The sequence below is a fragment of the Bradyrhizobium australafricanum genome (genome assembly GCF_020329495.1).
Classification (GTDB): Bacteria; Pseudomonadota; Alphaproteobacteria; order Rhizobiales; family Xanthobacteraceae; genus Bradyrhizobium; species Bradyrhizobium australafricanum.
Genome location: NZ_JAGKJL010000023.1, coordinates 53322 through 76385, shown reverse-complemented (window position 1 = coordinate 76385; position 23064 = coordinate 53322). Strand labels below are relative to the sequence as shown.

The 23064-nt window shown below is 64.7% G+C and carries 23 protein-coding genes; 5 read left to right on the top strand and 18 right to left on the bottom strand.

Going from position 1 to position 23064, the window contains the following annotated elements:
- Positions 1 to 36: 36 nt before the first annotated feature.
- From glsA to J6525_RS21480, 4 genes are all read right to left on the bottom strand, one after another.
- Positions 37 to 1035 (bottom strand): glutaminase A, encoded by a 999-nt coding sequence (glsA, locus tag J6525_RS21495; protein ID WP_225646174.1) that lies wholly within the window; start codon positions 1033 to 1035, stop codon positions 37 to 39.
- 783 nt (positions 1036 to 1818) lie between these two features.
- Positions 1819 to 2121: a hypothetical protein gene (locus tag J6525_RS21490; RefSeq protein ID WP_057015495.1), complete on the bottom strand. Its 303-nt coding sequence runs from the start codon at positions 2119 to 2121 to the stop codon at positions 1819 to 1821.
- Between the two features lie 88 nt (positions 2122 to 2209).
- Positions 2210 to 3424 (bottom strand): amidohydrolase family protein, encoded by a 1215-nt coding sequence (locus J6525_RS21485; RefSeq protein WP_225646173.1) that lies wholly within the window; start codon positions 3422 to 3424, stop codon positions 2210 to 2212.
- 108 nt (positions 3425 to 3532) lie between these two features.
- Complete coding sequence (locus tag J6525_RS21480) at positions 3533 to 4801, bottom strand: RluA family pseudouridine synthase (RefSeq protein ID WP_225646172.1); 1269 nt, start codon at positions 4799 to 4801, stop codon at positions 3533 to 3535.
- Positions 4802 to 4968: 167 nt separating this feature from the next.
- On the opposite strand from J6525_RS21480, the gene J6525_RS21475 reads away from it, so the two are divergent.
- Positions 4969 to 5886, top strand: a complete 918-nt coding sequence (locus J6525_RS21475) for an alpha/beta hydrolase (RefSeq protein ID WP_225646171.1) — start codon at positions 4969 to 4971, stop codon at positions 5884 to 5886.
- A gap of 282 nt (positions 5887 to 6168) precedes the next feature.
- Here J6525_RS21475 and J6525_RS21470 read toward each other — a convergent pair whose 3' ends face one another.
- Both J6525_RS21470 and J6525_RS21465 read right to left on the bottom strand, forming a co-directional pair.
- On the bottom strand, positions 6169 to 7503 hold the full coding sequence (locus tag J6525_RS21470; protein WP_141343263.1) for a replication-associated recombination protein A: 1335 nt from the start codon (positions 7501 to 7503) through the stop codon (positions 6169 to 6171).
- Positions 7500 to 8858, bottom strand: a complete 1359-nt coding sequence (locus tag J6525_RS21465; RefSeq protein WP_092090135.1) for a DegQ family serine endoprotease — start codon at positions 8856 to 8858, stop codon at positions 7500 to 7502. Before J6525_RS21465 ends, J6525_RS21470 begins: the two co-directional genes overlap by 4 nt.
- Before the next feature lie 345 nt (positions 8859 to 9203).
- Here J6525_RS21465 and J6525_RS21460 point away from each other — a divergent pair, with 345 nt between their 5' ends.
- The gene (locus J6525_RS21460; protein WP_225646170.1) at positions 9204 to 10802 is read left to right on the top strand and encodes an OprO/OprP family phosphate-selective porin; all 1599 of its coding nucleotides are present in this window, start codon (positions 9204 to 9206) and stop codon (positions 10800 to 10802) included.
- Between the two features lie 339 nt (positions 10803 to 11141).
- Here J6525_RS21460 and J6525_RS21455 read toward each other — a convergent pair whose 3' ends face one another.
- A complete protein-coding gene (locus J6525_RS21455; protein WP_225646169.1) occupies positions 11142 to 11522 on the bottom strand; it encodes a winged helix-turn-helix transcriptional regulator in 381 nt (126 codons plus the stop codon).
- Between the two features lie 118 nt (positions 11523 to 11640).
- Here J6525_RS21455 and J6525_RS21450 point away from each other — a divergent pair, with 118 nt between their 5' ends.
- The 3 genes from J6525_RS21450 to J6525_RS21440 all read left to right on the top strand — a co-directional run bounded on the left by J6525_RS21450 (position 11641) and on the right by J6525_RS21440 (position 15069).
- Positions 11641 to 12654, top strand: coding sequence for a zinc-binding alcohol dehydrogenase family protein (locus J6525_RS21450; protein ID WP_028335470.1), 1014 nt, complete (start codon positions 11641 to 11643; stop codon positions 12652 to 12654).
- A gap of 190 nt (positions 12655 to 12844) precedes the next feature.
- Complete coding sequence (locus tag J6525_RS21445) at positions 12845 to 13924, top strand: phosphotransferase (protein WP_225646168.1); 1080 nt, start codon at positions 12845 to 12847, stop codon at positions 13922 to 13924.
- 17 nt (positions 13925 to 13941) lie between these two features.
- On the top strand, positions 13942 to 15069 hold the full coding sequence (locus tag J6525_RS21440) for an Rv3169 family protein (RefSeq protein ID WP_225646167.1): 1128 nt from the start codon (positions 13942 to 13944) through the stop codon (positions 15067 to 15069).
- Here the strand turns inward: J6525_RS21440 and J6525_RS21435 are convergent, their stop codons facing one another.
- The 11 genes from J6525_RS21435 to rpsE form a co-directional block, all read right to left on the bottom strand.
- Entirely contained in the window at positions 15070 to 15366 is a 297-nt protein-coding gene (locus tag J6525_RS21435) for a DUF1330 domain-containing protein (RefSeq protein ID WP_225646166.1), read from the bottom strand.
- 6 nt (positions 15367 to 15372) lie between these two features.
- The gene (locus J6525_RS21430) at positions 15373 to 16167 is read right to left on the bottom strand and encodes an SDR family NAD(P)-dependent oxidoreductase (protein ID WP_225646165.1); all 795 of its coding nucleotides are present in this window, start codon (positions 16165 to 16167) and stop codon (positions 15373 to 15375) included.
- 293 nt (positions 16168 to 16460) lie between these two features.
- Positions 16461 to 16877 carry a 50S ribosomal protein L17 gene (gene rplQ / locus J6525_RS21425; protein ID WP_028339307.1) on the bottom strand — a complete coding sequence of 139 codons (417 nt, stop codon included), beginning with the start codon at positions 16875 to 16877 and terminating at the stop codon, positions 16461 to 16463.
- 210 nt (positions 16878 to 17087) lie between these two features.
- Positions 17088 to 18119 carry a DNA-directed RNA polymerase subunit alpha gene (locus J6525_RS21420; RefSeq protein WP_035631062.1) on the bottom strand — a complete coding sequence of 344 codons (1032 nt, stop codon included), beginning with the start codon at positions 18117 to 18119 and terminating at the stop codon, positions 17088 to 17090.
- Between the two features lie 119 nt (positions 18120 to 18238).
- The gene (gene rpsK, locus J6525_RS21415; protein ID WP_006021048.1) at positions 18239 to 18628 is read right to left on the bottom strand and encodes a 30S ribosomal protein S11; all 390 of its coding nucleotides are present in this window, start codon (positions 18626 to 18628) and stop codon (positions 18239 to 18241) included.
- A gap of 114 nt (positions 18629 to 18742) precedes the next feature.
- Positions 18743 to 19111 carry a 30S ribosomal protein S13 gene (gene rpsM, locus J6525_RS21410; protein ID WP_092082432.1) on the bottom strand — a complete coding sequence of 123 codons (369 nt, stop codon included), beginning with the start codon at positions 19109 to 19111 and terminating at the stop codon, positions 18743 to 18745.
- A gap of 188 nt (positions 19112 to 19299) precedes the next feature.
- The gene (locus tag J6525_RS21405) at positions 19300 to 20184 is read right to left on the bottom strand and encodes an adenylate kinase (RefSeq protein ID WP_225646164.1); all 885 of its coding nucleotides are present in this window, start codon (positions 20182 to 20184) and stop codon (positions 19300 to 19302) included.
- Between the two features lie 71 nt (positions 20185 to 20255).
- Positions 20256 to 21590, bottom strand: a complete 1335-nt coding sequence (gene secY, locus J6525_RS21400) for a preprotein translocase subunit SecY (RefSeq protein ID WP_057019546.1) — start codon at positions 21588 to 21590, stop codon at positions 20256 to 20258.
- A gap of 156 nt (positions 21591 to 21746) precedes the next feature.
- The gene (rplO, locus tag J6525_RS21395) at positions 21747 to 22232 is read right to left on the bottom strand and encodes a 50S ribosomal protein L15 (RefSeq protein ID WP_092082428.1); all 486 of its coding nucleotides are present in this window, start codon (positions 22230 to 22232) and stop codon (positions 21747 to 21749) included.
- 21 nt (positions 22233 to 22253) lie between these two features.
- Complete coding sequence (rpmD, locus tag J6525_RS21390; RefSeq protein ID WP_028335461.1) at positions 22254 to 22445, bottom strand: 50S ribosomal protein L30; 192 nt, start codon at positions 22443 to 22445, stop codon at positions 22254 to 22256.
- Positions 22446 to 22484: 39 nt separating this feature from the next.
- Complete coding sequence (gene rpsE, locus J6525_RS21385; RefSeq protein WP_016843761.1) at positions 22485 to 23060, bottom strand: 30S ribosomal protein S5; 576 nt, start codon at positions 23058 to 23060, stop codon at positions 22485 to 22487.
- Positions 23061 to 23064: the final 4 nt, after the last annotated feature.

Genomic DNA, 23064 nt, shown 5'->3' with positions numbered 1-23064 from the left:
GAGCGACAGCTCCACCGATCCTCACAGCATCTTGTTTCACTCGTCCGGTTGGGACACGAACAGATCCATGCCCAGTCTTTGCGACAGGAACTTCGCGGCGAGCTGCCCTCGCACGCTGTTGCCGGCCGCATCCAGTGGCGGCCCGAAAGTGCCGAATCCACCTTTTCCCGGAGACACCGCGACGATGCCGCCACCGATGCCGCTTTTGCCGGGCAGACCGATGTCGTACAGCCAGTCGCCCGACGTCTCATACAGTCCGGCCGTGACCATGACGGCCAATGCATAGTGGCACACGGCCGCATCGACCACCCGCTGCCGGGTCACCGGATTCACGCCACCATCGGCCAGCGTTGCACCCATCACGGCCAGATCCCTGGCGCTCACATTCAGCGAACACTGCCGGGTGTAGAGATCGGTCGCCTGCCTGGCGTCGCAGTAGATCCGGTCGTAACTCTCCAGCAGCCGCGCGATGCTTCGATTGCGAAAATTGGTCTTGGATGCCGATGCGTAGACTTCCTCGTTGAGCGAAAGCTTGCGGCCCGCGAAGCGCGAGAGACCGTCATGGATGAACCGCCATTGCTCGTCAGCGCTCGAGCCCGGCACGAGGCTTGTGGTCGCGATCGCGCCTGCGTTCACCATGGGGTTGGTGCGCCCGGCTCCATGCTCGATCGCCGCCAGTGAATTGAACGGCAGCCCGGTCGCGTTCGCGCCCAGTTTTGCACGAGCCTCTTCAGGGCCAATGGCCTCGCACACCAATGCGAATACGAATGGCTTCGATACACTCATGATCGAGAATTCGTATTCGATATCGCCCGCGCCGTAGACACGTCCGCTGGTACCGGCCACGCAGACGCCGAACAGTTCACTCGGCACCCTGGCCAGGGCCGGATAAACCTGCGAATTGGCCCCTTCGCTGTTCGACTTGAAGCGCTGATACGCTTGAGACACGAGCTCCTGCACCATCTCGGGTTCGGGCAAGTGCCCGGTCGAGATGTAGGGCCGCTCCGCTTGTTCCGCGATCGAAGGCGGCCGCATTGGCTGTCCTTCCGGATTTCGACCTTATTGCTTCAGGTCTTCTAGTCGGCAACCAGAAGTAGGCGCCCAAAAATCCACGGAGTCAACGATCCGCTCCCGCAGCCTTTGCAATGCTTGTGTTGGTCCAGAACACTTTACGACAAATGCGCTGAACGCATTGCGTATCGCGGAATCGCAGCGCCGTTGCGCGATGCACATTCGATACAGTCATGCGACGTTTCGGCGCGGCTAGGTAAGCAAGATTGTCCAATCGCCCGCGGCGCAATTGAATCAAAAGAGAAGTCATCATGGCAGCAACGAGCGATTTCCATGATTGGCACGCGAGAGTACGATCATCGTGTGCGGATGTGAGCCCGCCGCTTGTCCAAGCAACACCGGCCCGCGGCGACGGTGGAATGACCGCATCACTTACAGAGTGAGGTTGATCATGGTGGCGCGCGCAAGCGACGGACAGCTTCTGTTGGTAAAGAAGCTTGGTGGGCTTATTGCTATCGTTGTAGGCTGCTTGCTGACAGCAGTCGGTGTGACATTCGAATCGACAAGCACAACTGTCGTCGGTGTCCTGTTTCTTGTGCTCGGGGCGGCCCTGCTCACGCTCAAGATCATGAGACGAAATCAAAGCGGTCCGTTTGGATAGCCAGACAGATTCGCAAATTCGAAAGCCCTGAACCGGATCGCCGCGCCTCCGCCGGCCGATACCGCTTGCCTGTTCGAACTCGCACCGGCGCGACGACAATTCCGTCCATGCGTCAGCAAGGCTTGTCTAGCAGACCACGCCCTGCCCTAATCCCGGTGGTTGGCGCAGGATCGCGAATAGGCGGCACGCTCGGCCTGGTTCAGGCCGGCGGCGGCGGCCTCGTCGAGGCACCGGCTGACGCGGTCGCCGAACGAGCTGCGCGGCCGCGAGCGCAGGCTCGGCTGCGTCGGCGCGTCCATCCTGGGGATCGCCGGCACCTCGATCCGCGGCGGAGGCGGAGGCTGAGGGACCGGCGGATCCCACGTCGAGCGGCCGGGCGCAAGGATTTGCGCGCTCGCAGCGCCCATGGCCCAGAGCAGAATGCCGGCAACAATCAAGGATCGCTTCATAGCCTGTATGTCGTGACGCGGCAGCAACGGTTCAAGTGAACGCACCAAGCGTCAATACTGTCCCCGAGATGCGAGTTCCCCGCCCTCGTCACGGTTTCTGGTAGATCACGTGACCGGCACGGATGGTGCTGCTCACTTTCGCAAGATTGCCGACGTCGCCGAGCGGATCGCCGTCGAGCACCACGAGATCGGCGTCGAAGCCCTGCTCCACCCGTCCCTTCTTCGCGGCCTTGAAGAACCGCGCCGGATTGGTCATCAGCGAGGCCAGCACCTGCCGCTCCGACAACACGCGGTGCATCAGCTGAAATTCCTGCGTGGTGTCGTACAGCGTGGTGAAACCGACATCGGTACCGAACAGCACCGTGCCGCCATTCTCCGAAAACTGTTTGAGCTGGTTGACGGTCGAGGCCACCAGACGGTTGGTGACGTTGGGATCGAGCACCACGGTGGTGAACAGCGACAGTGTGGGAACGAGCGCAGTGCCCTGTGCCTTGAACCGCGCCAGCTGATCCGCGGTGTAGCTGGGTTCGCCGGGCGTGGTGTGCGCGAGCACGTCGACGCCGGCCTCGATCACCGTCTCGACACCGATCTTGTTCTGCGGATGCGCGAACACCGGCCTGCCCTGCGCATGCGCGACGTCGACAGCCGCTTTGGCGATTGCAGGGTCCATGTTGACGACGGGCTTGTCCCCCATGAACGCGCCGGTGAACAGCTTGATGCCGTCCTCACCCATGCCGAGCCAGTCGCGCGCCCATGTCGTGGCCTCCTCCGGCGTTGCGACTTCAGGAAGCTGCACTTCGCGCGGGATGTAGACGGGGTGCCCACCCTTCGGGAAGATGTTGCCGGCGAGCAGGATGTTGGGGCCGGCGACTTCGCCCGCGACGATGCGCTTGCGCAGCGGCAACGTGTCGCTCGGATCGGAGCCGAGATCCCAGACCGTGGTAAAACCCCAGCGCGTCAGCATCTCCTGCATGTGCTGCGTCAGCGCCGCGGCCGGCGCTGCGCCGGCGTTGCGCCAGACTTTCTGCGTGAAATGGACATGGCTGTTCCAGAAGCCGGCGACGATGGTCTTGCCGCTGCAATCGATCACGCGGGCATCCGGCGGCGTCTGGATGTCGCCGGACTTGCCGACAGCGCTGATGACGCCGTCGGTCATCACGACCACCGCATTCGGCAGCGCTTGCGCATCGGCCGACGCGTAGAGCGTGCCGCCGCGAAGCACGATGGTCTCGGCCTGTGCCGTCACCGCGGCGACAGCCGAGCCGATCAGGAAAAGCGTGACGCGCAGCCAGGTGCCGATCATGGAGAGTCTCCGTTGCAGGCCGGCAAAAGCCGGCGCGCGAAGATAGCCGCAGAGCGCGGAGCCGTTTGATCGTTGTTGCTGTCCGCGCCGGATATCGGCGCCCGACCGTCACTCCTCGGGCGCGTTCTCGATCGGGTCGAAGCGGTCGGCCTCGAGCCCGAGCAGATTCCAGGATTGCAGCATGTGCGGCGGCAGCGGCGCGGTGGCATCGATCACGCCGCCCCTCGGGTGCGGAATCACGATGCGGCGGGCAAGCAGATGCAACCGGTTCTGCAGGCCACCGGGCAGCTGCCAGTTCTCCTTGTTGAAATATTTGGGATCACCGACGATCGCGTGATCGATATGCGCCATGTGGGCGCGCAATTGATGGGTGCGGCCGGTCACCGGCTTGAGCGAGACCCAGGCGAGCTTGGTCGCCGAGGTCTCGACCACGGCATAATAGGTCACGGCGTGGCTCGCGCCCTCGTCACCATGCTCCGCGATCCGCATGATGCTGTCCTCCTCGCTCTCCTCCTTGGCGAGATAGGTCGAGATGCGGCCCTGCTTCGGCTTCGGCACGCCGGCGACCAGCGCCCAGTAGATCTTGCGCGCGGAGCGATGGCGGAAGGCGCCGGTGAGATGCGTGGCGGCGAAACGCGTCTTGGCGACCAGAAGGCAGCCGGAGGTCTCCCGGTCGAGCCGATGCACCAGCCGCGGCTTCTGCCCCTTGGCGTCGCGCATCACCTCGAGCATCTGGTCGACATGGCGCGTCATGCCGGAGCCGCCCTGCACGGCGAGACCGGCCGGCTTGTTCAGCACCAGCACGTCGTCGTCCTCGTACAGCGTCATGTCCTTCAACGCCTGCAGCGTCTTCGCCTCGGCCTCGGAGAGCGTGCCGGCCGTCTTCGGCGTATCGAGCCGCAGCGGCGGAATCCGCACGCTCTGGCCCTCCTCCAGCCGGTCCTTGGAATCGGCGCGCTTGCCGTTGACCCTGAGTTCGCCCTTCCGGACGATGCGCTGGATGTGGGAGAACGACAGGCCGGGAAAGCGTGCCTCGAGGAAACGGTCGACGCGCATGCCATTCTCGTCGGCGGTGACGACGACGGTCTGCACCTTGGTCGGCAATGGCTGCTCGGCCGCGGGCTTCGTAGCGGCCGGCTCGGCCCGCTCCTGCCGGTCGCGACGCGACTCGGCAGGGCGCGGCGGCTTTCCGGCCGCACGGTGCGCGAACGGACGCTCACCGGACTTGCGCTCACCGAACTTGCGATCGTCCGGCTTGCGGCCGCGCGGCGCCGATCCGCTCTTGCCGCGATCGCCGGCGCGGTCCCGGTCGCGGCCCTTGTCGCGCCCTTTGGCGCGGTCGCCTGGCGATGTAGTTCTCTTGATGCGGCGGCTCATGGTGATTTTTCGGCTCCAGACCTGCATTGTGCCTAGCGCAAATGCCGCGAATCGTCACGGCGAAATCGGTGTGAATCCGGTGCAACATCGGCCATGTTCGGCCGCATACGGCAATCGACGGGGGCCCTGGAATGAGACTGGCGATATCGGCCTTGGCGGCGGCCCTGATGCTCACGGACCCTGCGCTCGCCCAGCAAAGCCCGATGCCCGAAGCCGCGATGCCGGAAGATCTGGCCTGGAAGCTCCTGGAACTCGGCCGCGTCATCGACCCGCCCAAGACCGCTGCACTCTACGCGCCGCTGCAACAGAAGGAGCCCTATCAGGGCGTCAAGGTCGAGCGCGACCTCAAATACGGCCCCGCCGACCGGCATCTGCTCGACGTGTTCACGCCGGAGATGGCGGCACCGGCACAACCCGTGCTGATCTACATCCATGGCGGGGGCTTCGTCGCGGGCAACAAGCGCGCGCCCGGCAGCCCGTTCTACGACAACATCATGCTGTGGGCGGTCAAGAACGGCTTCGTCGGCGTCAATGCCACCTATCGCCTGGCGCCGGCCTTTCCGTGGCCGGCAGGCCCGGAGGACATCGGTGCGATCGTGCAGTGGGTTGCGGAAAACATCGCCTCCCGCGGCGGCGAGCCCAGGCGCATCTTCCTGATGGGCCAATCGGCCGGCGCGATCCATGTCGCGAGCTATGTCTCCCATGGCGAATTCCACAAGGTGAAGGGCGGCGGGCTCGCCGGCGCGATCATGGTGTCGGGCATCTATGATCTGACGGCCTCGCCGGCCGGTGACGCCGAGCTCGCCTATTACGGCTCCGACCCCTCGCGCTATGCCGAACGCTCCTCGCTGCAAGGGCTGGTCGCGAGCCCGATCCCGTTCCTGATCACCGCGGCCGAACTCGATCCGCCGCGCTTCGTCGAGCAGTTCGAGCTCATGAAGCAGGCCAGTTGCAAGCGGCCGAGCGGCTGCGCCCGCAGCTTCATGCTGCCGCAGCACAGCCACATGTCGGAGGTCTATGCGATCAACACGCCGGACACGCGGCTGACGGACGAGATTTTGGAGTTCGTGAAGAGCGTCAAGTGACGCGCCAGCGCAATATGAGGTTATGGGCCGTTGCAGCGGGCGCTGGCAAAATATCGAGAACAACCCCATGCAAAGGAGCCGGCGGCGATCGGCGTGGCACCAAGCAACTTGACACGTCGGGCAAATCAGGAATATATTTCTAATATTCCGAAGTTGCGTAGGTATTCCTCGCCCGAAGGTGTTGCATATGGCATTGGCGAGCCTCCGCAACCGACGCTTCCACGCCGCAGGTGGAAACGGGAACGCGCGTTATTCGCGGCCGCGGCCCAATCTCGTCTTGCCCTAGCTCCCGCCCCGTTCCTTGCGCAGCCGCTGCCAGTAATCCAGCCGCTTGCGGATCTCGCGTTCGAAGCCGCGGTCGGGCGGATCGTAGAAGGTCTGGCGGCCCAGCGCTTCCGGGAAATAGTCCTGGCCGGAGAATGCGTCCGGCATGTCGTGATCATATTGATAGCCGGAGCCGTAGCCCTCCGACTTCATCAGCTTGGTCGGCGAATTCAAAATGTGCTTCGGCGGCAGCAGCGAGCCGCCCTGCTTCGCGGTCTGCATCGCCGCGCCGAACGCAGTGTACACCGCGTTCGATTTCGGTGCGGTGGCGAGATAGACCACGGCCTGCGCGATCGCGAGCTCACCCTCCGGCGAGCCGAGGAAATCGTAAGCATCCTTGGCGGCATTGCACACCGCCAGCGCCTGCGGATCGGCAAGGCCGATGTCCTCGACCGCCATGCGCACCACGCGCCGCGCCAGGAACAGCGGATCCTCGCCGGCATCGAACATGCGCGCGAGATAATACAGCGCCGCATCCGGATCGGAGCCGCGCACCGACTTGTGCAGCGCCGAGATCAGATTGTAATGGCCGTCGGCCGATTTGTCGTAGATCGGCGCGCGGCGCTGCAGGATGGCCTGCAACTGCTCGGCGTTGAACACCTCGCCCTTGCGGGCGGCGCGCCAGACCTCTTCGGCCAATGTCAGCGAGGCGCGGCCATCGCCATCGGCCATCCGCACCAGCACGGCGCGGGCTTCGGCATCGAGCGGCAGCGGCTTGCCCTCGATCTTCTCGGCATTGGCGAACAGTTTCTCGATCGCCGCCGTATCGAGCGAGTGAAACACCAGCACGCGGGCGCGCGACAGAAGCGCCGCGTTGAGCTCGAAGGACGGGTTCTCCGTGGTGGCGCCGACCAGCACCACCGTGCCGTCCTCCATCACGGGCAGGAAGGAATCCTGCTGCGCGCGATTGAAACGATGCACCTCGTCGACGAACAGCAGCGTGCCCTTGCCGGTCTCGCGGCGGGCACGCGCGGCATCGAACGCCTTCTTGAGATCGGCGACGCCGGAGAACACCGCGGAGATCTGCTCGAAATGCAGCTCGGTGGCGTCGGCCAGAAGCCGCGCCACCGTGGTCTTGCCGGTGCCGGGCGGTCCCCAGAACACCAGCGAGCCCAACGTGCGCGTCTCCAGCATCCGCGTCAGCGCGCCGTCAGGGCCGAGGATGTGATCCTGGCCGACGACATCGGCCAGCGTGCGCGGACGCAGCCGGTCCGGCAGCGGGTGCGGCGCGTCCTGCTCCATCCCCGCCGCAGCAAAGAGGTTGCCGGCCTCTCGCGGTTGCTTGGGGCTCATCCGCCGAGCGTCACGTTGATCTGCTGGCCGCCGCGCACCAGCGTGATGCGCCAGACCCGCGTCCCCGTCTTCGATGCCTTCTCGAGGTCGCTGGTCCGCACGATCTTCTCGTTGTTGACCGCGAGGATGATGTCGCCCTTCTGGAAGCCGACATTGGCCGCGGTGCCGTCACCGGCGAGATCAGTCACCACCACGCCCTCGGCACCGGCGTCGAGATGCAGTTCGTCGGCCAGCGCCGGCGAGATGTTGGCGACCCTCGCGCCCTGGAACGGCGAGCGCGCGGTCAGCACGATCTCGTCGCGGTTGGTGTCGGGCGCGGTCTCCAGCGGTATGGTGAGCTTCACCGGCTTGCCGGCGCGCTGCACCTCGATCTCCGCGTTGCCGCCGAGCGGACGGGTCGCGAAGCGGTAGTCGAACGCGTTGGGATCGTCGATCGGCGTGCCGTCGATCCCGACGATCAGGTCGGAGAGCTTCAGGCCCGCCTTCGCCGCCGGGCTGTTCGGCGCGACGTTGGCGACCAGCGCGCCAGACGGCAGCTTCAGCCCGAGCGTCTCGGCAATCTCCGGCGTCACCGCCTGCAGCCGCGCGCCGAGCCATGGCCGCTTCACATTCTTGCCGCCGCTCTTGGCGGAGGCCACCACGACGCGCACCATGTTGGCGGGGATCGCAAAGCCGATGCCCTGCGAGCCGCCGGAGCGCGAGAAGATCGCAGTGTTGATGCCGGCGAGCCGGCCGGTCATGTCGACCAGCGCGCCGCCGGAATTGCCGGGATTGATCGCGGCGTCGGTCTGAATGAAGAATTGATAATCCGTGATCCCGACTTGAGTGCGCGCCAGGGCCGAGATGATGCCGTGCGTCACGGTCTGGCCGACGCCGAACGGATTGCCGATCGCGAGCACGACGTCACCGACCTGCAGTTGGTCGGAATTGGCGAAGTCGAGGGTCGCGAACTTCTCCTTGTTGGTGTCCTTCAGGCGCAGCACCGCGAGGTCGGTACGGCTGTCCTTCAGCACGATCTCGGCCTCGTATTCGCGCTTGTCGGCGAGCGAGACCTTCACCTGATCGGCGCCCTCGATCACGTGATTGTTTGTGACTACGAGGCCGGAGCCGTCGACCATCACGCCGGAGCCGAGCGAGCGCTGCATCTGCTCGGGCTGCTGTCCCGGCACGCCGAAGAAGCGGCGAAAAATCGGGTCGTCCAGGAATGGATTGCGGTTTTGCACGGTCTTGGCGGCGTAGACATTGACCACCGCCGGCTGCACCCGCTGCACGATCGGCGCATAGGACAATTGCAGCTCGGCCTGCGAGGACGGCACGCGGCGGTCCTGGGCCGCGGCTGCGGAAAGATTCCCCATGAAGGCCAACGTGCACAGAGCGGATACGGCAGCAAAGCGGACAGGTCGGAGCATTCTCACCTCTCGTGGAAACGCCGGAATATAGGCGTGTTCGCCGGGCAATTGAAGGGCGCCCGGCCGGATAACTGGCCCCCCGCCGTACCGGTGCACAACCCACGGCGGCCGCGTTGAAGCGCGCCGCCAAGCTTCTATGATGGCTGTCATCTCACTGCGCCGCTCCGCTTGTTGCCTGCGGACCACAAGCGGAACTGCGATGCCCGGAAGCACTGTCGTGCGTCAGTCACGATACGCTCCTAGGACCGTTCAGTGAGTGAGTGGGGAATTCAAACACAACAGGGGTGCACAATGGGTGCAACAAAAGTCAGTGCAATCGCCATAGGCCTGGCAGGGGCGCTTGCCGCCTCGCCGGCCTATTCGCAATCGGCCGGAGGCGGCAGCGATGCGGAGATCGCGCTGCTGAAGCAGCAGCTGAAGATGCTCGAGCAGAAGCTCGACAGACTGCAGAAGCAGACCAACGCCAATACCGCGAGCGCAGCCAGCGCAAACGCCAATGCGAAGGCGGCGGATGCCAAGGCCGGGCGGGTGGCGACCGCCAACGCCGCGATCCCGGTGAAGGGCCCGGTCGCGCCGTCCGGCGTCGTGGTGACGATGCCGAACAACCGGCCGACGATCTGCACCGCGGACGAACAGAACTGCGTTGCGATCACGAGCCGCGTGCACTGGGATGTCGGCGGCTACGACTATCGCCCGAACACCGCAGGCACCTCGCCGCAGAAGCTCGACAGCGGCGAGAACGTCCGCCGCGCGCGCATCGGCATCGTCGGCAAGTTCTTCGGTGACTGGAATTACTCGCTGATCTACGATTTCGGCGGCTCGTCCGACGGCTTCGGCGGCGCGGCGCCGGGATCGCTGCCCGGCGGCGGCACCTCGGGCATCGAGAACGCGTATCTGAGCTACACCGGCTTCAAGCCGTTCGGCGGCAAGATGGCGATCGAAGGCGGCATCATGGACGTGCCGTGGACACTCGACGAAGCGACCAGCTCCAACGACATCCTGTTCATGGAGCGCGCCTCGGTCGGCATCATCGCCCAGAACATCGCCGCCGGTGACTTCCGTTCGGCCGCCGGCACCCGCTGGTGGAACGACCAGTTCTGGATCGGCGGCTATGTCACCGGACCGACGTCGGGCGCCATCCACTCTGCGTCCTCCGCCTCGCCGGCCGGCACGTCCGAGCAGTATGGCGGCGTCATCCGCGTCGCCGGCAATCCGATCAGCGGCAAGAACTATTCGGTGCACATCGGCGCCGATGCGGAATGGCTGGTGCAGCCGCCGCGCAACCAGCTCACGCAGGCGCAGACGCTCACGCTCAGCGACCGGCCCGAGCTGCGCATCGATCCAACCACGCTGATCTCGACCGGTGCGATCGCCAACGTCTCCGGCGCGCAGGTCTACGGCGTCGAAGCGGCAGCGACCTATGGCCCGTTCATCGCGCAGGGCGAATATTACTGGTTCAATGTCGATCGCTCCGCGAACACCGGACTGCCGCCGTTCGGCGCGCCGAGCCTGAAGTTCGACGGCGGTTACGCGCAGGTCGGCTATGTGCTGACCGGCGAGAACCACGCCTACAACCCGGCGACGGCCTCCTATAGCGGGATCAAGCCGCATGATCCGTTCTCGCTCGCCGGCGGCGGCTGGGGCGCCTGGGAAATCGCCGGCCGCGTCAGCACGATGGACCTCAACGATCAGATCGCGCAGGCGGTCGGCATCGCGGGTGGACGGCAGACCGTCTACACCGCCGCGCTGAACTGGTACGTCAACAACAACGTCCGCTTCATGCTGAACTATCTGCACGGCGATATCGCCAAGCAGGCCTCGGCGACCTCGGCTGCGGACGTCGGCTCGAAGTTCGACGCGGTCGCGCTGCGCACGCAGGTTGCGTTCTGAGCTGAGCTGATCTGTCGTCGATAAACAGACGGCCCGGGCATCGCTCCGGCCGTTTTCATTGAGCGTTTGCTTGACGCGGCGTCTTCACGCGAACCGGCACCCACTTCGCTCGAGACGCTGCTGCGCGTGATGAGATCGGCCGAATAGCGACCACGACCTCACTGCGCTCCCTCGCCCCGTTCTTACGGGGAGAGGGCTGGGGTGAGGGGCCCTCTCCGCGTATTCGGAGATAGCTGCGTTCGCGGAGACTCCCCCTCACCCGGAGCGCATCTAACGATGCGTTCCGACCTCTCCCCGCACGCGGGGCGAGGTGAAGCGGAGCCCGCCGCTCGATACGCTTCAAGCCGCGCGCTTCGGCCTCTTCACGACGACCTCCGGTGCCGGCGCGCAGGACAGCCGCTCCTGATGGCCCTCGCCCCAGGCTTTCAGAATATCGATCACCGGGCGCAGGCTCTCGCCGAGTTCGGAAAGCGTGTATTCGACCCGTGGCGGCACCTCGGCATAGACCTTGCGGATCACGAGCCCGTCGTCCTCGAGCGCGCGCAGCTGCTTGGTCAGCATGCGCTGGGTGATGCCGGGCATCCGCCGCCGCAACTCGCCGAAGCGCTGGGTGCCGGCCTGCAAATGATACAGGATCACGCCCTTCCATTTGCCGTCGATCAGGTCGAGCGCCGCCTCGACCGCGCAGCCCGGCCGGCGCGCGAAATTCTTCCGTTTCATGCAGTATTTTCCCAATAGTATACAAACAGGGACTAGTTCCCTGTTTTTACAGTACTTGCCAAATGGACGCCAGCGCGACAGTTAATCGGCAGGCAATCGCCCACCACGGAGACCAGGCATGAAGGCCGTCGGATACCAAAAATCGCTGCCGATCGAGGCGGCGGATTCGCTCGTCGATTTCGAGATCGCCAAGCCCGAGCCGAAGGGGCGCGACATCCGCGTCGCGGTAAAAGCCATCTCGGCCAATCCGGTCGACTACAAGGTGCGCAAGCGCGCGGCGCCGACCGACGGCGGATACAAGATCCTCGGCTTCGACGCGGCCGGCGTGGTCGACGCGGTCGGGCCCGACGTCTCGCTCTTCAAGCCCGGCGACGAGGTGTTTTACGCGGGCTCGATCCTGCGCCAGGGCACCAATTCGGAATTTCATCTGGTCGATGAACGCATCGTCGGCAACAAGCCGGCGTCGCTGTCCTTCGCGCAGGCCGCCGCCCTGCCCCTGACCTCGATCACCGCGTGGGAGCTGCTGTTCGACCGGCTCGGCGCGGTGCCGGGCAAGAGCCTCGACCCGCGCACGCTTCTGATCACCGGCGGCGCCGGCGGTGTCGGCTCGATCCTGATCCAGCTTGCGCGCCGCCTCACCGGGCTGACGGTGGTCGCGACCGCAACGCGGCCGGAGTCGCAAAAGTGGTGCCGCGATCTCGGCGCCCATGCGGTGATCGATCACTCGCAGCCGATGAAGGAGCAGATCGAGAGCTTGAGGCTGCCGCCGGTCGGTCTCGTCGCCAGCCTCACCTTCACCGACCAGCACTACAAGTCGATCGCCGACTTCATCGCGCCGCAGGGCAAGTTCGGCCTGATCGACGATCCGCCGGAATTCAACGTCGCCGCATTCAAGGGCAAGGCGGTCTCGGTGCACTGGGAATCGATGTTCACGCGCTCCTCGTTCCAGACGCCCGACATGATCGCGCAGCATCATCTGCTCAACGATGTCGCCGACCTGATCGACAAGGGCGTGCTGCGCACCACGCTCGACCAGACCTTCGGCACCATCAACGCCGCGAACCTCAAGCGCGCCCACGCTTTGCTGGAAAGCGGCAAGTCACGCGGCAAGATCGTGCTCGAAGGCTGGTAAGGCTCCTCACGTCCGCTTCCTCATGCCCGGGCAACATCCCGGGCATGATATCCCCACAGGCCGGCGGGTGGCTTTTGCCAAAGCCACGGCATCGCCTGTATGATTTGCGCAACGATCACCCCGTCCTCAATCCGGCCGCGCAGGACGCAGCCGGAGCGGTGGTGACGCCCACGGGGATGGGAGGAAACCGATGAGTTTGCTCACGGCCGATCCGTCGCGGATCGATCCGGAGTGGATGACGCGGGCGCTGCGCGAAGCCGGTGTGATCAACCAGGCCAGGGTCGTCGATCTCGCCTGCAAGCCGGTCGGCAATGGCCTCGTCGGCGGCAGCTATCGATTTCGTCTGACCTATGACGGTGACGAGCCGAACGCTCCCTTGAGCGTCGTCGGCAAATTCCCGGCTGCAGATCCCGACAGCCGCCGCTCCGGTTCCGCGCACACGCTTTACGTCCGCGAGGTCGCGTTCTATCGCGAGCTGGCGGCGACCGTCGCCATTCACACCCCGCGGCCGATTCTTGCCGAAATCGATCCGGCGACCGACGACTTCACCCTGATCCTGGAGGACCTCGCGCCCGCACGTCCGGGCGATCAGCTCGCCGGATGCTCGATCGCCGACAGCCAGATGGCCATGACCGAGGCCGCGGCGTTGCATGCGCCGCGATGGAATGACCCGAGCCTCGATGCGGTGCAATGCTTCGTGATGGCCGCAAGCCGGCGCAGAGACCTTCGCTCGGTGCTGCCCGGCATCATCGGTCACTACAAGGAGCGATATCGCGGCGTGATCGAGCCGGAATTCCTTGATCTGATCGACCGGCTTCCGGACGCGCTATTGCGCTACCAGTCCGATCGATCGGCGCCGCGAACGCTGCAGCACGCAGATTTCCGGCTCGACAACATGCTGTTCGACGTTCGCGGCAATACCCATCCGATGGCGACGCTGGACTGGCAGACGCTGACAGTGGGCCCGGGAATCGTCGACGTCGCCTATTTCCTCTCGGCCGGCATCGACCCGATCGAACGGCGGCTTCATGAAGCCGACCTGGTGCGGTTCTATCATTCGGAACTGATCCGGCGCGGCGTGCGGGACTATGACTGGGATCGTTGCTGGCGGGATTACCGGCGCTACACGCTGCATGGCATCATGATGGGCGTCGTCTCCGCGCTCAGCGTGCAGCGCTCCGAGCGCGGCGACGCGCTGTTCCTGAAAATGACCCGCGGCGCCTGCGCGCAAGCCCTGGACCACGACAGCTTTTCATACTGGCAGGACTGACAGCGAAAGGGATCGGCGTGCTCAACAAACTGGACGATTTCCCCATCCACCAGACGCCGGAGCCGATCGCGGTTCCCTCGACCAGCGACCGCAATGTCTATGACCGGACCTGGTTCAACGGCTACACCGCCGACGGCGCGTATTATTTCGGGATCGGCATTGCGATCTACCCGCACCGCAAGATCCTCGATTGCGCCTTCAGCGTCGTGGAACGCGGCGGACGGCAGCACTGCTTTTACGGCTCGCGGCGCGCCCCGCTCGAGCGCACCGAGATGCAGGTCGGTCCGTTCAGGCTCGAAGTGCTCGAGCCGATGCTGCGGACCCGGGTCGTGCTCGACGACAATGCGACGGGCCTCGCCTGCGACCTGACCTTCTCCGCGCGCACCGCCGCGATCCAGGAAGCGCGCCAGACGCTTTGGTCGGGCGGCCGCCGCGCGATGGATTCGACCCGGTTCGACCAGTTCGGCCGCTGGAGCGGTGTCATCAGCCACCCCGACGGCGGGATCAAGGTCGACGATCGCACATGCTACGGCACCAAGGATCGCTCCTGGGGCGTGCGCAATGTCGGCGAACGCGACGTCGGAGGCGCGCCGATGCCGCCGCCGAGCGTGTTCTTCCTCTGGGCGCCGCTGGTCTGGGACGACCACATCTCGCACGCGATCTTCTTCGACGGGACGCAGGGCGAGGCGCTGGTCCGCGAGGGCATCACCGCGCCGCTCTACCGATGCGAGGCCGAGATTCCCGGCGTGGTCGACGGCCTCGACCGCCGCATGGCGACCGCGCGGCATCGCGTCAAATACGTGCCGCACACCCGGCTGGCGCAGTCGGCTGAAATCGACCTCGTCGATATCGACGGCCACACCACGACCATCGCGCTCGACCCGATCCTCAAATTCCAGATGAAGGGCCTCGGCTACGGCCATCCGCAATGGGGCCAGGGCATGTGGAAGGGCGAGCTCGAGATCGGCGGCGAGTCGTTCGATCCATCGACGCTGGATCCGCTGGCCCGTGAAAATGTGCACGTGCAGCAGGTGGTCCGCGCCCGCCAGGGCGGCCAGACCGGAATTGGCGTGCTGGAGCAGATTTGCTTCGGTCCCTACCGTCCCGCAGGCTTCAGCGAGTTTCTCGACGGCGCGAAGGGATAGCTAGGTCGGCGGCACGCCCTCGACGAACAGCAGGCGTCGCTCCAGCGCGGTTGCGCGAAGCTTCAACGCTTCGGCATATTCCGGTGACGCATACCATTCGCGCAGGCGCGCCATGGTCGGAAATTCGACGATGACGATCGCGTTCGGTGGTGGACCGCCCTCCACCACCTCGACTGTGCCGCCGCGCACGACGTAGCGCCCGCCATATTTTGCGATGGTGTTCGCCGCCAGCGTGCGATAGGCCTCGAACGCCGCGGCGTCCCGCATCTCGACCTCGGAGATCACATAGGCCGGCATGCGGCCTCATGCGATGGTGTTGACGATGCCGCCTTCGGCGCGCAGCGCGGCGCCGTTGGTCGCGGATGCCTGCTTGGAGCAGACATAGACCACGAGGTTGGCGATCTCCTCGGTGCTGGCAAAGCGCTGCAGCAGCGAGGTCGGCCGGTGCTGCTTGACGAAGTTGGAGGCCGCCTCCTCGACCGATTGGCCGTTCTGCTTGGCGAGATCCTTGACGAAGGTCTCGACGCCTTCGGACATGGTCGGTCCGGGCAGCACCGAGTTGACGGTCACCGCGGTGCCCTTGGTCAGCTCGGCGAGGCCGCGCGCGATCGCAAGCTGCGCGGTCTTGGTCATGCCGTAGTGAATCATCTCGGTCGGGATGTTGAGGCCGGACTCCGAGGAGATGAAGACGATGCGGCCCCAGTTGCGCTTCAGCATGCCCTGCATGTAGCCGCGCGACAGCCGCACGCCCGACATCACGTTGACCTCGTAGAAGCGGCTCCAGTCCTCGTCGGGAATGTCGAAGAACGGCTTCGGCTCGAAGATGCCGGCATTGTTGACGAGGATGTCGACCTCGGGCAGCGCCGCGAGCAGCGCCTTGCAACCGGCAGCGCTCGATACGTCGGCGGCAATGCCGCGGAGCTTCGCGCCGGGTACCGCCTTCGTGATCGCGGCAATCGCGGCATCGACCTTGGCCTGACCGCGGCCGTTGACGACGACCTCGGCGCCGGTTTCGGCCAGCCCCCTTGCGATGGCATTGCCAATGCCCGCGGTCGAGCCGGTCACCAGCGCAGTCTTTCCGGAAAGGTCGATTTTCATCTGTCATCTCCATTGATGTCGACGGACATATCGGGCGCGGCATGCAGCGCCGCAATTGCATCTCACCGATGCGTGAGGAACACAGTACACAAGACGACGTCGTCCTGGCGCAAGCCAGGACCCATTACCACCGCAGGTGATTATGAGAAGGATTTGAGCCCCAGCGTCGCGCAACAATCTAGATTTGGGGTAATGGGTCCTGGCTTCCGCCAGGACGACAAGGATGGGAGCGTGGCCACCAAATAAAAACGGCGCCCGAAGGCGCCGCTTTCAAAACTGGCTCTAAGCGGGGCTTACGCCGCCTCGGCTTCCTTGTCCTGCGTCGGACCGGAGTCCTGGCCCTTGGCGTCGACGTCGCGGTCGACGAACTCGATCACGGCCATCGCCGCGTTGTCGCCGTAGCGGAAGCCGGCCTTGATGATGCGGGTGTAGCCGCCCTGGCGGTCCTTGTAGCGGGTCGCCAGCGTGTCGAACAACTTCTTGACCTGATCCACGTCGCGCAGCTCCGAGATCGCCTGACGGCGCAGGGCGAGGCCGCCCTTCTTGCCGAGGGTGACGAGCTTCTCGACGATCGGCCGCAGCTCCTTGGCCTTCGGCAGCGTGGTGACGATCTGCTCGTGCTTGATCAGCGCGGCCGCCATGTTGGCGAACATCGCACGTCGGTGCTCGGCGGTGCGGTTGAGCTTCCGATGAACCTTGCCGTGACGCATTGACTTCTTCCTTCTTCAATTCTGCCGCGGTGGTTCAGCGACAAGTTTTGCAGGTGGGCATCCTGCGTTCGCCCGCAAAAGCGCCTTAGCGCGCTTTTGCTATCTCGTTTGAGCATGATCCTCGCCGGAAAACCGCTCCGCACTTTTCCGGGATCATGCTGGGTAAAAAATCGTGGCCGGAAGTTTTCCGGCCACGACGGTGAAAACGGATCAGTAGTGATCCTCGAAGCGCTTGGCGAGCTCGTCGATGTTCTCCGGCGGCCAGCCCGGCACTTCCATGCCGAGGTGCAGACCCATCTGGGCCAGCACTTCCTTGATCTCGTTCAGCGACTTGCGGCCGAAGTTCGGGGTGCGGAGCATTTCCGCTTCCGACTTCTGCACGAGGTCGCCGATGTAGACGATGTTGTCGTTCTTCAGGCAGTTTGCCGAACGCACCGACAGCTCGAGCTCGTCGACCTTCTTGAGGAACGCCGGGTTGAACGCGAGATCGGGGATGATCTCCTGCGTGACTTCCTTGCGCGGCTCTTCGAAGTTGACGAACACGTTGAGCTGATCCTGCAGGATGCGCGCGGCGTAGGCCACCGCGTCCTCCGGCGTGATCGCGCCGTTGGTCTCGATCGTCATGGTCAGCTTGTCGTAGTCGAGGATCTGGCCCTCACGGGTGTTCTCGACCTTGTAGGACACCTTGCGGACCGGCGAGAACAGGCTGTCGACCGGGATCAGGCCGATCGGAGCATCCTCGGGACGGTTGCGCTCGGCGGCGACATAGCCCTTGCCGGTCGTGACCGTGAACTCCATGCGGATCTCGGCGCCGTCGTCCAGCGTGCAGAGCTGCAGGTCGGGGTTGAGCACGGTGACATCGCCGACGGTCTGGATGTCGCCGGCGGTGACGGCGCCCGGGCCCTGCTTCTTCACGACCATGCGCTTCGGGCCTTCGCCCTGCATCTTGATCGAGATGTCCTTGATGTTGAGGACGATGTCGGTGACGTCTTCACGGACACCGGCGATCGAGGAGAACTCGTGCAGCACGCCGTCGATATGCACCGACTGCACCGCCGCGCCCTGCAGCGAGGACAACAGGATGCGGCGCAGCGCGTTGCCGAGCGTCTGGCCGAAGCCACGCTCGAGCGGTTCGGCGACCACGGTGGCGAACCGGCTCGCGTCCGAGCCCGGCGTCACCTGCAGCTTGTTCGGTCGAATGAGTTCTTGCCAATTTTTCTGGATCGTCACTGTTTCACCCATTTGCCGGTCACAGGGCCAAATCGAATGGCCGAACCCGGCGTTGGAGATCGCGGATCAGTCCGCGCGGTCAATTCCAAAAACCATCGCAGGGCGGCCAGAGGCCGCCCGCGACTTACAGATCAAACGCGCCGACGCTTGCGCGGACGGCAGCCATTGTGCGGGATGGTGGTCACGTCGCGGATCGAGGTGACGGTGAAGCCCGCAGCCTGCAGCGCACGGAGCGCCGACTCACGGCCCGAACCCGGGCCGGCCACTTCAACCTCCAGCGTGCGCATGCCGTGTTCCTGCGCCTTCTTGGAGACGTCTTCCGCCGCGACCTGCGCGGCATAGGGGGTCGACTTGCGTGAGCCCTTGAAGCCCATGGTGCCGGCCGACGACCAGGCAATGGTGTTGCCCTGCGCGTCGGTGATGGTGATGGTCGTGTTGTTGAACGACGAATTCACGTGCGCGATGCCGGAGGCGATGTTCTTGCGTTCGCGGCGGCGTACGCGGGTGGCTTCCTTGCCCATTTCAAACCTTTCCTGTGATCTCGACGCCGCCGTAGTGCCAGCGGCTACACCTCAAAACGCAAATGGCGAGTAGCGAATTTCCATTCGCTACTCCCCACCTGCAATTCGCAAAACTTACTTCTTCTTGCCGGCGATCGCCTTGGCCGGCCCCTTGCGCGTGCGCGCATTGGTGTGGGTGCGCTGGCCGCGCACCGGCAGACCGCGGCGATGACGCAGGCCGCGGTAGCAGCCGAGGTCCATCAGCCGCTTGATGTTGATGCCGACCTCGCGACGGAGGTCGCCCTCGACCAGGTAGTCGCGGTCGATCACTTCGCGGATCTGCAGGACTTCCTGGTCGGTCAACTGGTTGACGCGACGGTCCAGCGGGATCTTGACCTTCTCCACGATGTCGGCCGCGTTCTTCTGGCCGATGCCATGGATGTACTGAAGCGCGATCAGGACGCGCTTGTTGGTAGGAATGTTGACGCCGGCAATACGGGCCACGGACTTCTCTCCTGTCGCCGATCCATCACGGATACGGGCTTCTCGAGTTCTTGCTCTCTCGGGCTTGTGTCCACAAACGCGAACACGACGCCCTCCCCTCATGTCCTTCGGGGCCCGGCATCGTCATAAAACTATCCAACTGGATGCGGGGCTTATTAAAGGATTCATGTCGGTTTCGTCAACCGCTCCTAGCGTTTAGCTCGCTTTTTCGTGAGCTTTTTTGCCGCCTTTTTGGCGGTCTTTGCTCCCTTGCGGGCTTTCGCGGCGGGGGCGGCCTTCTTTACCGCCTTCTTCGCGGCTTTCTTCACGGTTTTCTTGGCCGCTTTGGCCTTGGAGGACGCCTTGACAGCCTTCCGGGCCGATTTGGCGGCCTTTTTGGCTGGTTTAGCTGCCTTCCGGGCCGGCTTCTTGCTGGCCTTCATGACCGCCTTGGCGGCCTTTTTAGCCGCCTTCGGGGCGTGATCCTCGTGATCCTTCGGTTCCAGCGCGCCGAGCGCGGTCAGGATCCGGTTGATCTCGCGGGTGACGTGCTCGATGGTCGTCATGCCATCGACCGTCAGGAGCTTCCGCCGCTCCGAATAATAGTGAATCAGCGGCTCCGTCAGCGAACGGTACTGCGCCAGGCGCTTGGTCAGCACTTCCGGCGTGTCGTCGAGGCGGACTTCCTCGCCGCGTGCGCGGGTTTCCTCGGCACGCTTCTCAACGCGGGCGAGCAGCGCGCTCTCGTTGACGCGGAGCTCAACCACCGCGTCGAGCTTGAGGTGCTTTTTCCGGAGCAGATCGTCGAGCGCCTCGGCCTGCGGCACGGTGCGCGGGAAGCCGTCGAGAATGAACCCCTTCTTGGCATCGGGCTCCTCGATCCGGTCGGCGATGATTCCCACCACCACCTCGTCGGGAACCAGGCCGCCATTGGCCATGATCTCTTTCGCCTGCAAGCCGATCGGCGTGCCCGCAGCGACCGCAGCGCGCAGCATCTCACCGGTCGAGAGCTGGACGATGCCGTGCTTGTGCACCAGCCGCTGCGCCTGGGTTCCCTTGCCCGAGCCCGGCGGCCCCAAAAGGATCAATCTCATATCTGTTTCGCCCCCCGGCTAGGTGGGCGACGTCCGCACACCTGTGTTTTGAGTTCGAAGCCGAGCCGCGATCAGCGGCGGCGGCCTCCCCTGAGCTTCGACTTCCTGATCAACCCCTCATACTGATGAGCGAGCAGATAGCCCTGCACCTGCGACACCGTATCCATCGTCACGCTGACGACGATCAACAGCGAGGTGCCGCCAAAGTAGAACGGGACCGATGCGTAGGAAATCAGAATTTCAGGAATCAGGCAGACGATCGCGAGATAGACCGCGCCGAGCACCGTGATGCGCGACAGCACATAGTCGATGTACTCGGCGGTGCGCTCGCCCGGCCGGATGCCCGGGATAAAGCCGCCATGCTTCTTCAGGTTGTCCGCGGTCTCGGTCGGATTGAACACGATCGCGGTGTAGAAGAACGCGAAGAACACGATCAGCGCGAGATACATGAACAGGAACAGCGGCCGGCCGTGGCTGAGCTGGGTCGTGATCCACTGGAACCATTCCGGCCCCTTGCCGGCGTTGAAGTTCGCGACCGTGGTCGGCAGCAACAGCAGCGACGAGGCGAAGATCGGCGGAATCACGCCCGAGGTGTTGAGCTTGAGCGGCAAATGCGAGGACTGGCCCTCGAACATCTTGTTGCCGACCTGGCGCTTCGGATACTGGATCAAAAGCCTGCGCTGCGCGCGCTCCATGAACACGATGAAGGCGATCACGGCGACCGCCATCACGATGACGATCAGGATCAGGCCGGTCGACATCGCACCCTGGCGGCCCAGTTCCAGCATGTTGGCGAGCGCCGACGGCAGCTCGGCGACGATGCCGGACAGGATGATCAGCGAGATACCGTTGCCGATGCCGCGCGAGGTGATCTGCTCGCCGAGCCACATCAGGAACATGGTGCCGCCGGTCAGCGTGATCGCGGTCGAGATCCGGAAGAACATGCCGGGGTCGCTGACGACATTGCCGGCGCCTTCGAGGCCGATCGCGATGCCGTAGGACTGGAACAGCGCCAGGATCACTGTCAGATAGCGGGTGTACTGGTTCAGCGTCTTGCGGCCCGCCTCGCCTTCCTTCTTGAGCGCCTCGAGCTGCGGCGACACGGTGGTCAGCAGCTGCACGATGATCGATGCCGAGATGTACGGCATGATGTTCAGCGCGAAGATCGCCATGCGGTGGATGCCGCCGCCGGCGAACATGTTGAACATGCCGAGGATGCCGCCGGACTGGCTGCGGAATACCTGCTCCCAGATGTTGGGATCGATGCCGGGCAGCGGGATGTAGGTGCCGAGCCGATAAACAAGCAGCGCACCCAGGGTGAACCAGATGCGCTTCTTCAGCTCGTCGGCTTTCGCCAGCTGTCCGAAATTGAGGTTGGCGGCAAGTTGTTCGGCTGCTGAGACCATGTTTCGGCTTTCTCCCGGAGCCCCATTCGCCGGCGCCCCCAAAGAGATCAATTCCCTGGGCGCCGGCAGACACCGGACATTATCTGGTGCTCGGCCTCGATAAGTCCATCATTCGATCTGCGGATTGCCCGCGCGTCGCGGGCAATGACGCAGATGTTACGCCGCCTCGCCTTCTTCCTTGGCGGGGGCCAGGATCTTGACCGAGCCGCCGGCCTTCTCGACCGCGGCAATGGCCGACTTGGAAGCGCCGTGCACCTCGATGGTCAGCTTGGTCTTGATCTCGCCGCGGCCGAGCAGCCGCAGGCCGTCCTTGGCGCGACGCAGCACGCCGGCCTTGACCAGCGATTCGGCGTTCACCGTCGCGCTCGCATCGACCAGCTTGTTGTCGATCGCTTCCTGCAGACGGTCGAGATTGATCTCGGCGAAGTCGAGCCGGAAGATGTTGTTGAAGCCGCGCTTCGGCAGACGGCGATGCATCGGCATCTGGCCGCCTTCGAAACCCTTGATGCGGACGCCCGAACGCGCGGTCTGGCCCTTGCCGCCGCGGCCCGAGGTCTTGCCCTTGCCGGAACCGATGCCACGGCCGACACGCATGCGCTTCTTGCGCGAGCCGGCGTTGTCGGCGATATCGCTGAGCTTCATCGCCCTTCTCCTTATCTCTGCTTACTCGCCGACGACGCGGACGAGATGCTGAACCTTGCTGATCATGCCGCGAACTTCAGGGGTATCCTGCAGCTCGGCAACCCGGCCGATCTTGTTGAGCTTGAGGCCGATCAGCGTCGAACGCTGCGAGTGATGGCGGCGGATTGCGCTGCCGATCTGCTCGACCTTGATGGTCTTGCTGGCCTTGGCCATGACAGTAACTCCGAATAGCGCTTCGAGAAGCGCGCGTTGTTATTCCGCCACCACTTCGGCGTCGCCGCCGACGCGGCGCGACTGCAGGGTGGAGACCTTGATGTTGCGGCGTGCCGCCACCGAGCGCGGCGAATCCTGATGCTTCAGCGCGTCGAACGTCGCGCGAACCATGTTGTAGGGATTCGACGAGCCGATCGACTTCGCCACCACGTCCTGGATGCCGAGCGTCTCGAACACCGCGCGCATCGGGCCGCCGGCGATGATGCCGGTACCGGCCGGAGCGGCACGCAGGTAGACGCGGCCGGCGCCGTGACGGCCGGCGATGTCGTGATGCAGCGTGCGGCCTTCGCGAAGCGCGACGCGCGTCAGGTTGCGCTTCGCCGATTCGGTCGCCTTGCGGATCGCTTCCGGAACTTCGCGCGCCTTGCCGTGGCCGAACCCGACCCGGCCCTTCTGGTCGCCGATCACGACCAGCGCCGCAAAGCCGAAGCGCTTGCCGCCCTTGACGACCTTCGCCACGCGATTGATGTGGACGAGCTTGTCGACGAACTCGCTGTCGCGCTCCTCGCGCTCCCTGCTCCGTTCGCGTCCGCCGCGTTCGCGTTCACCTGCCATGGTG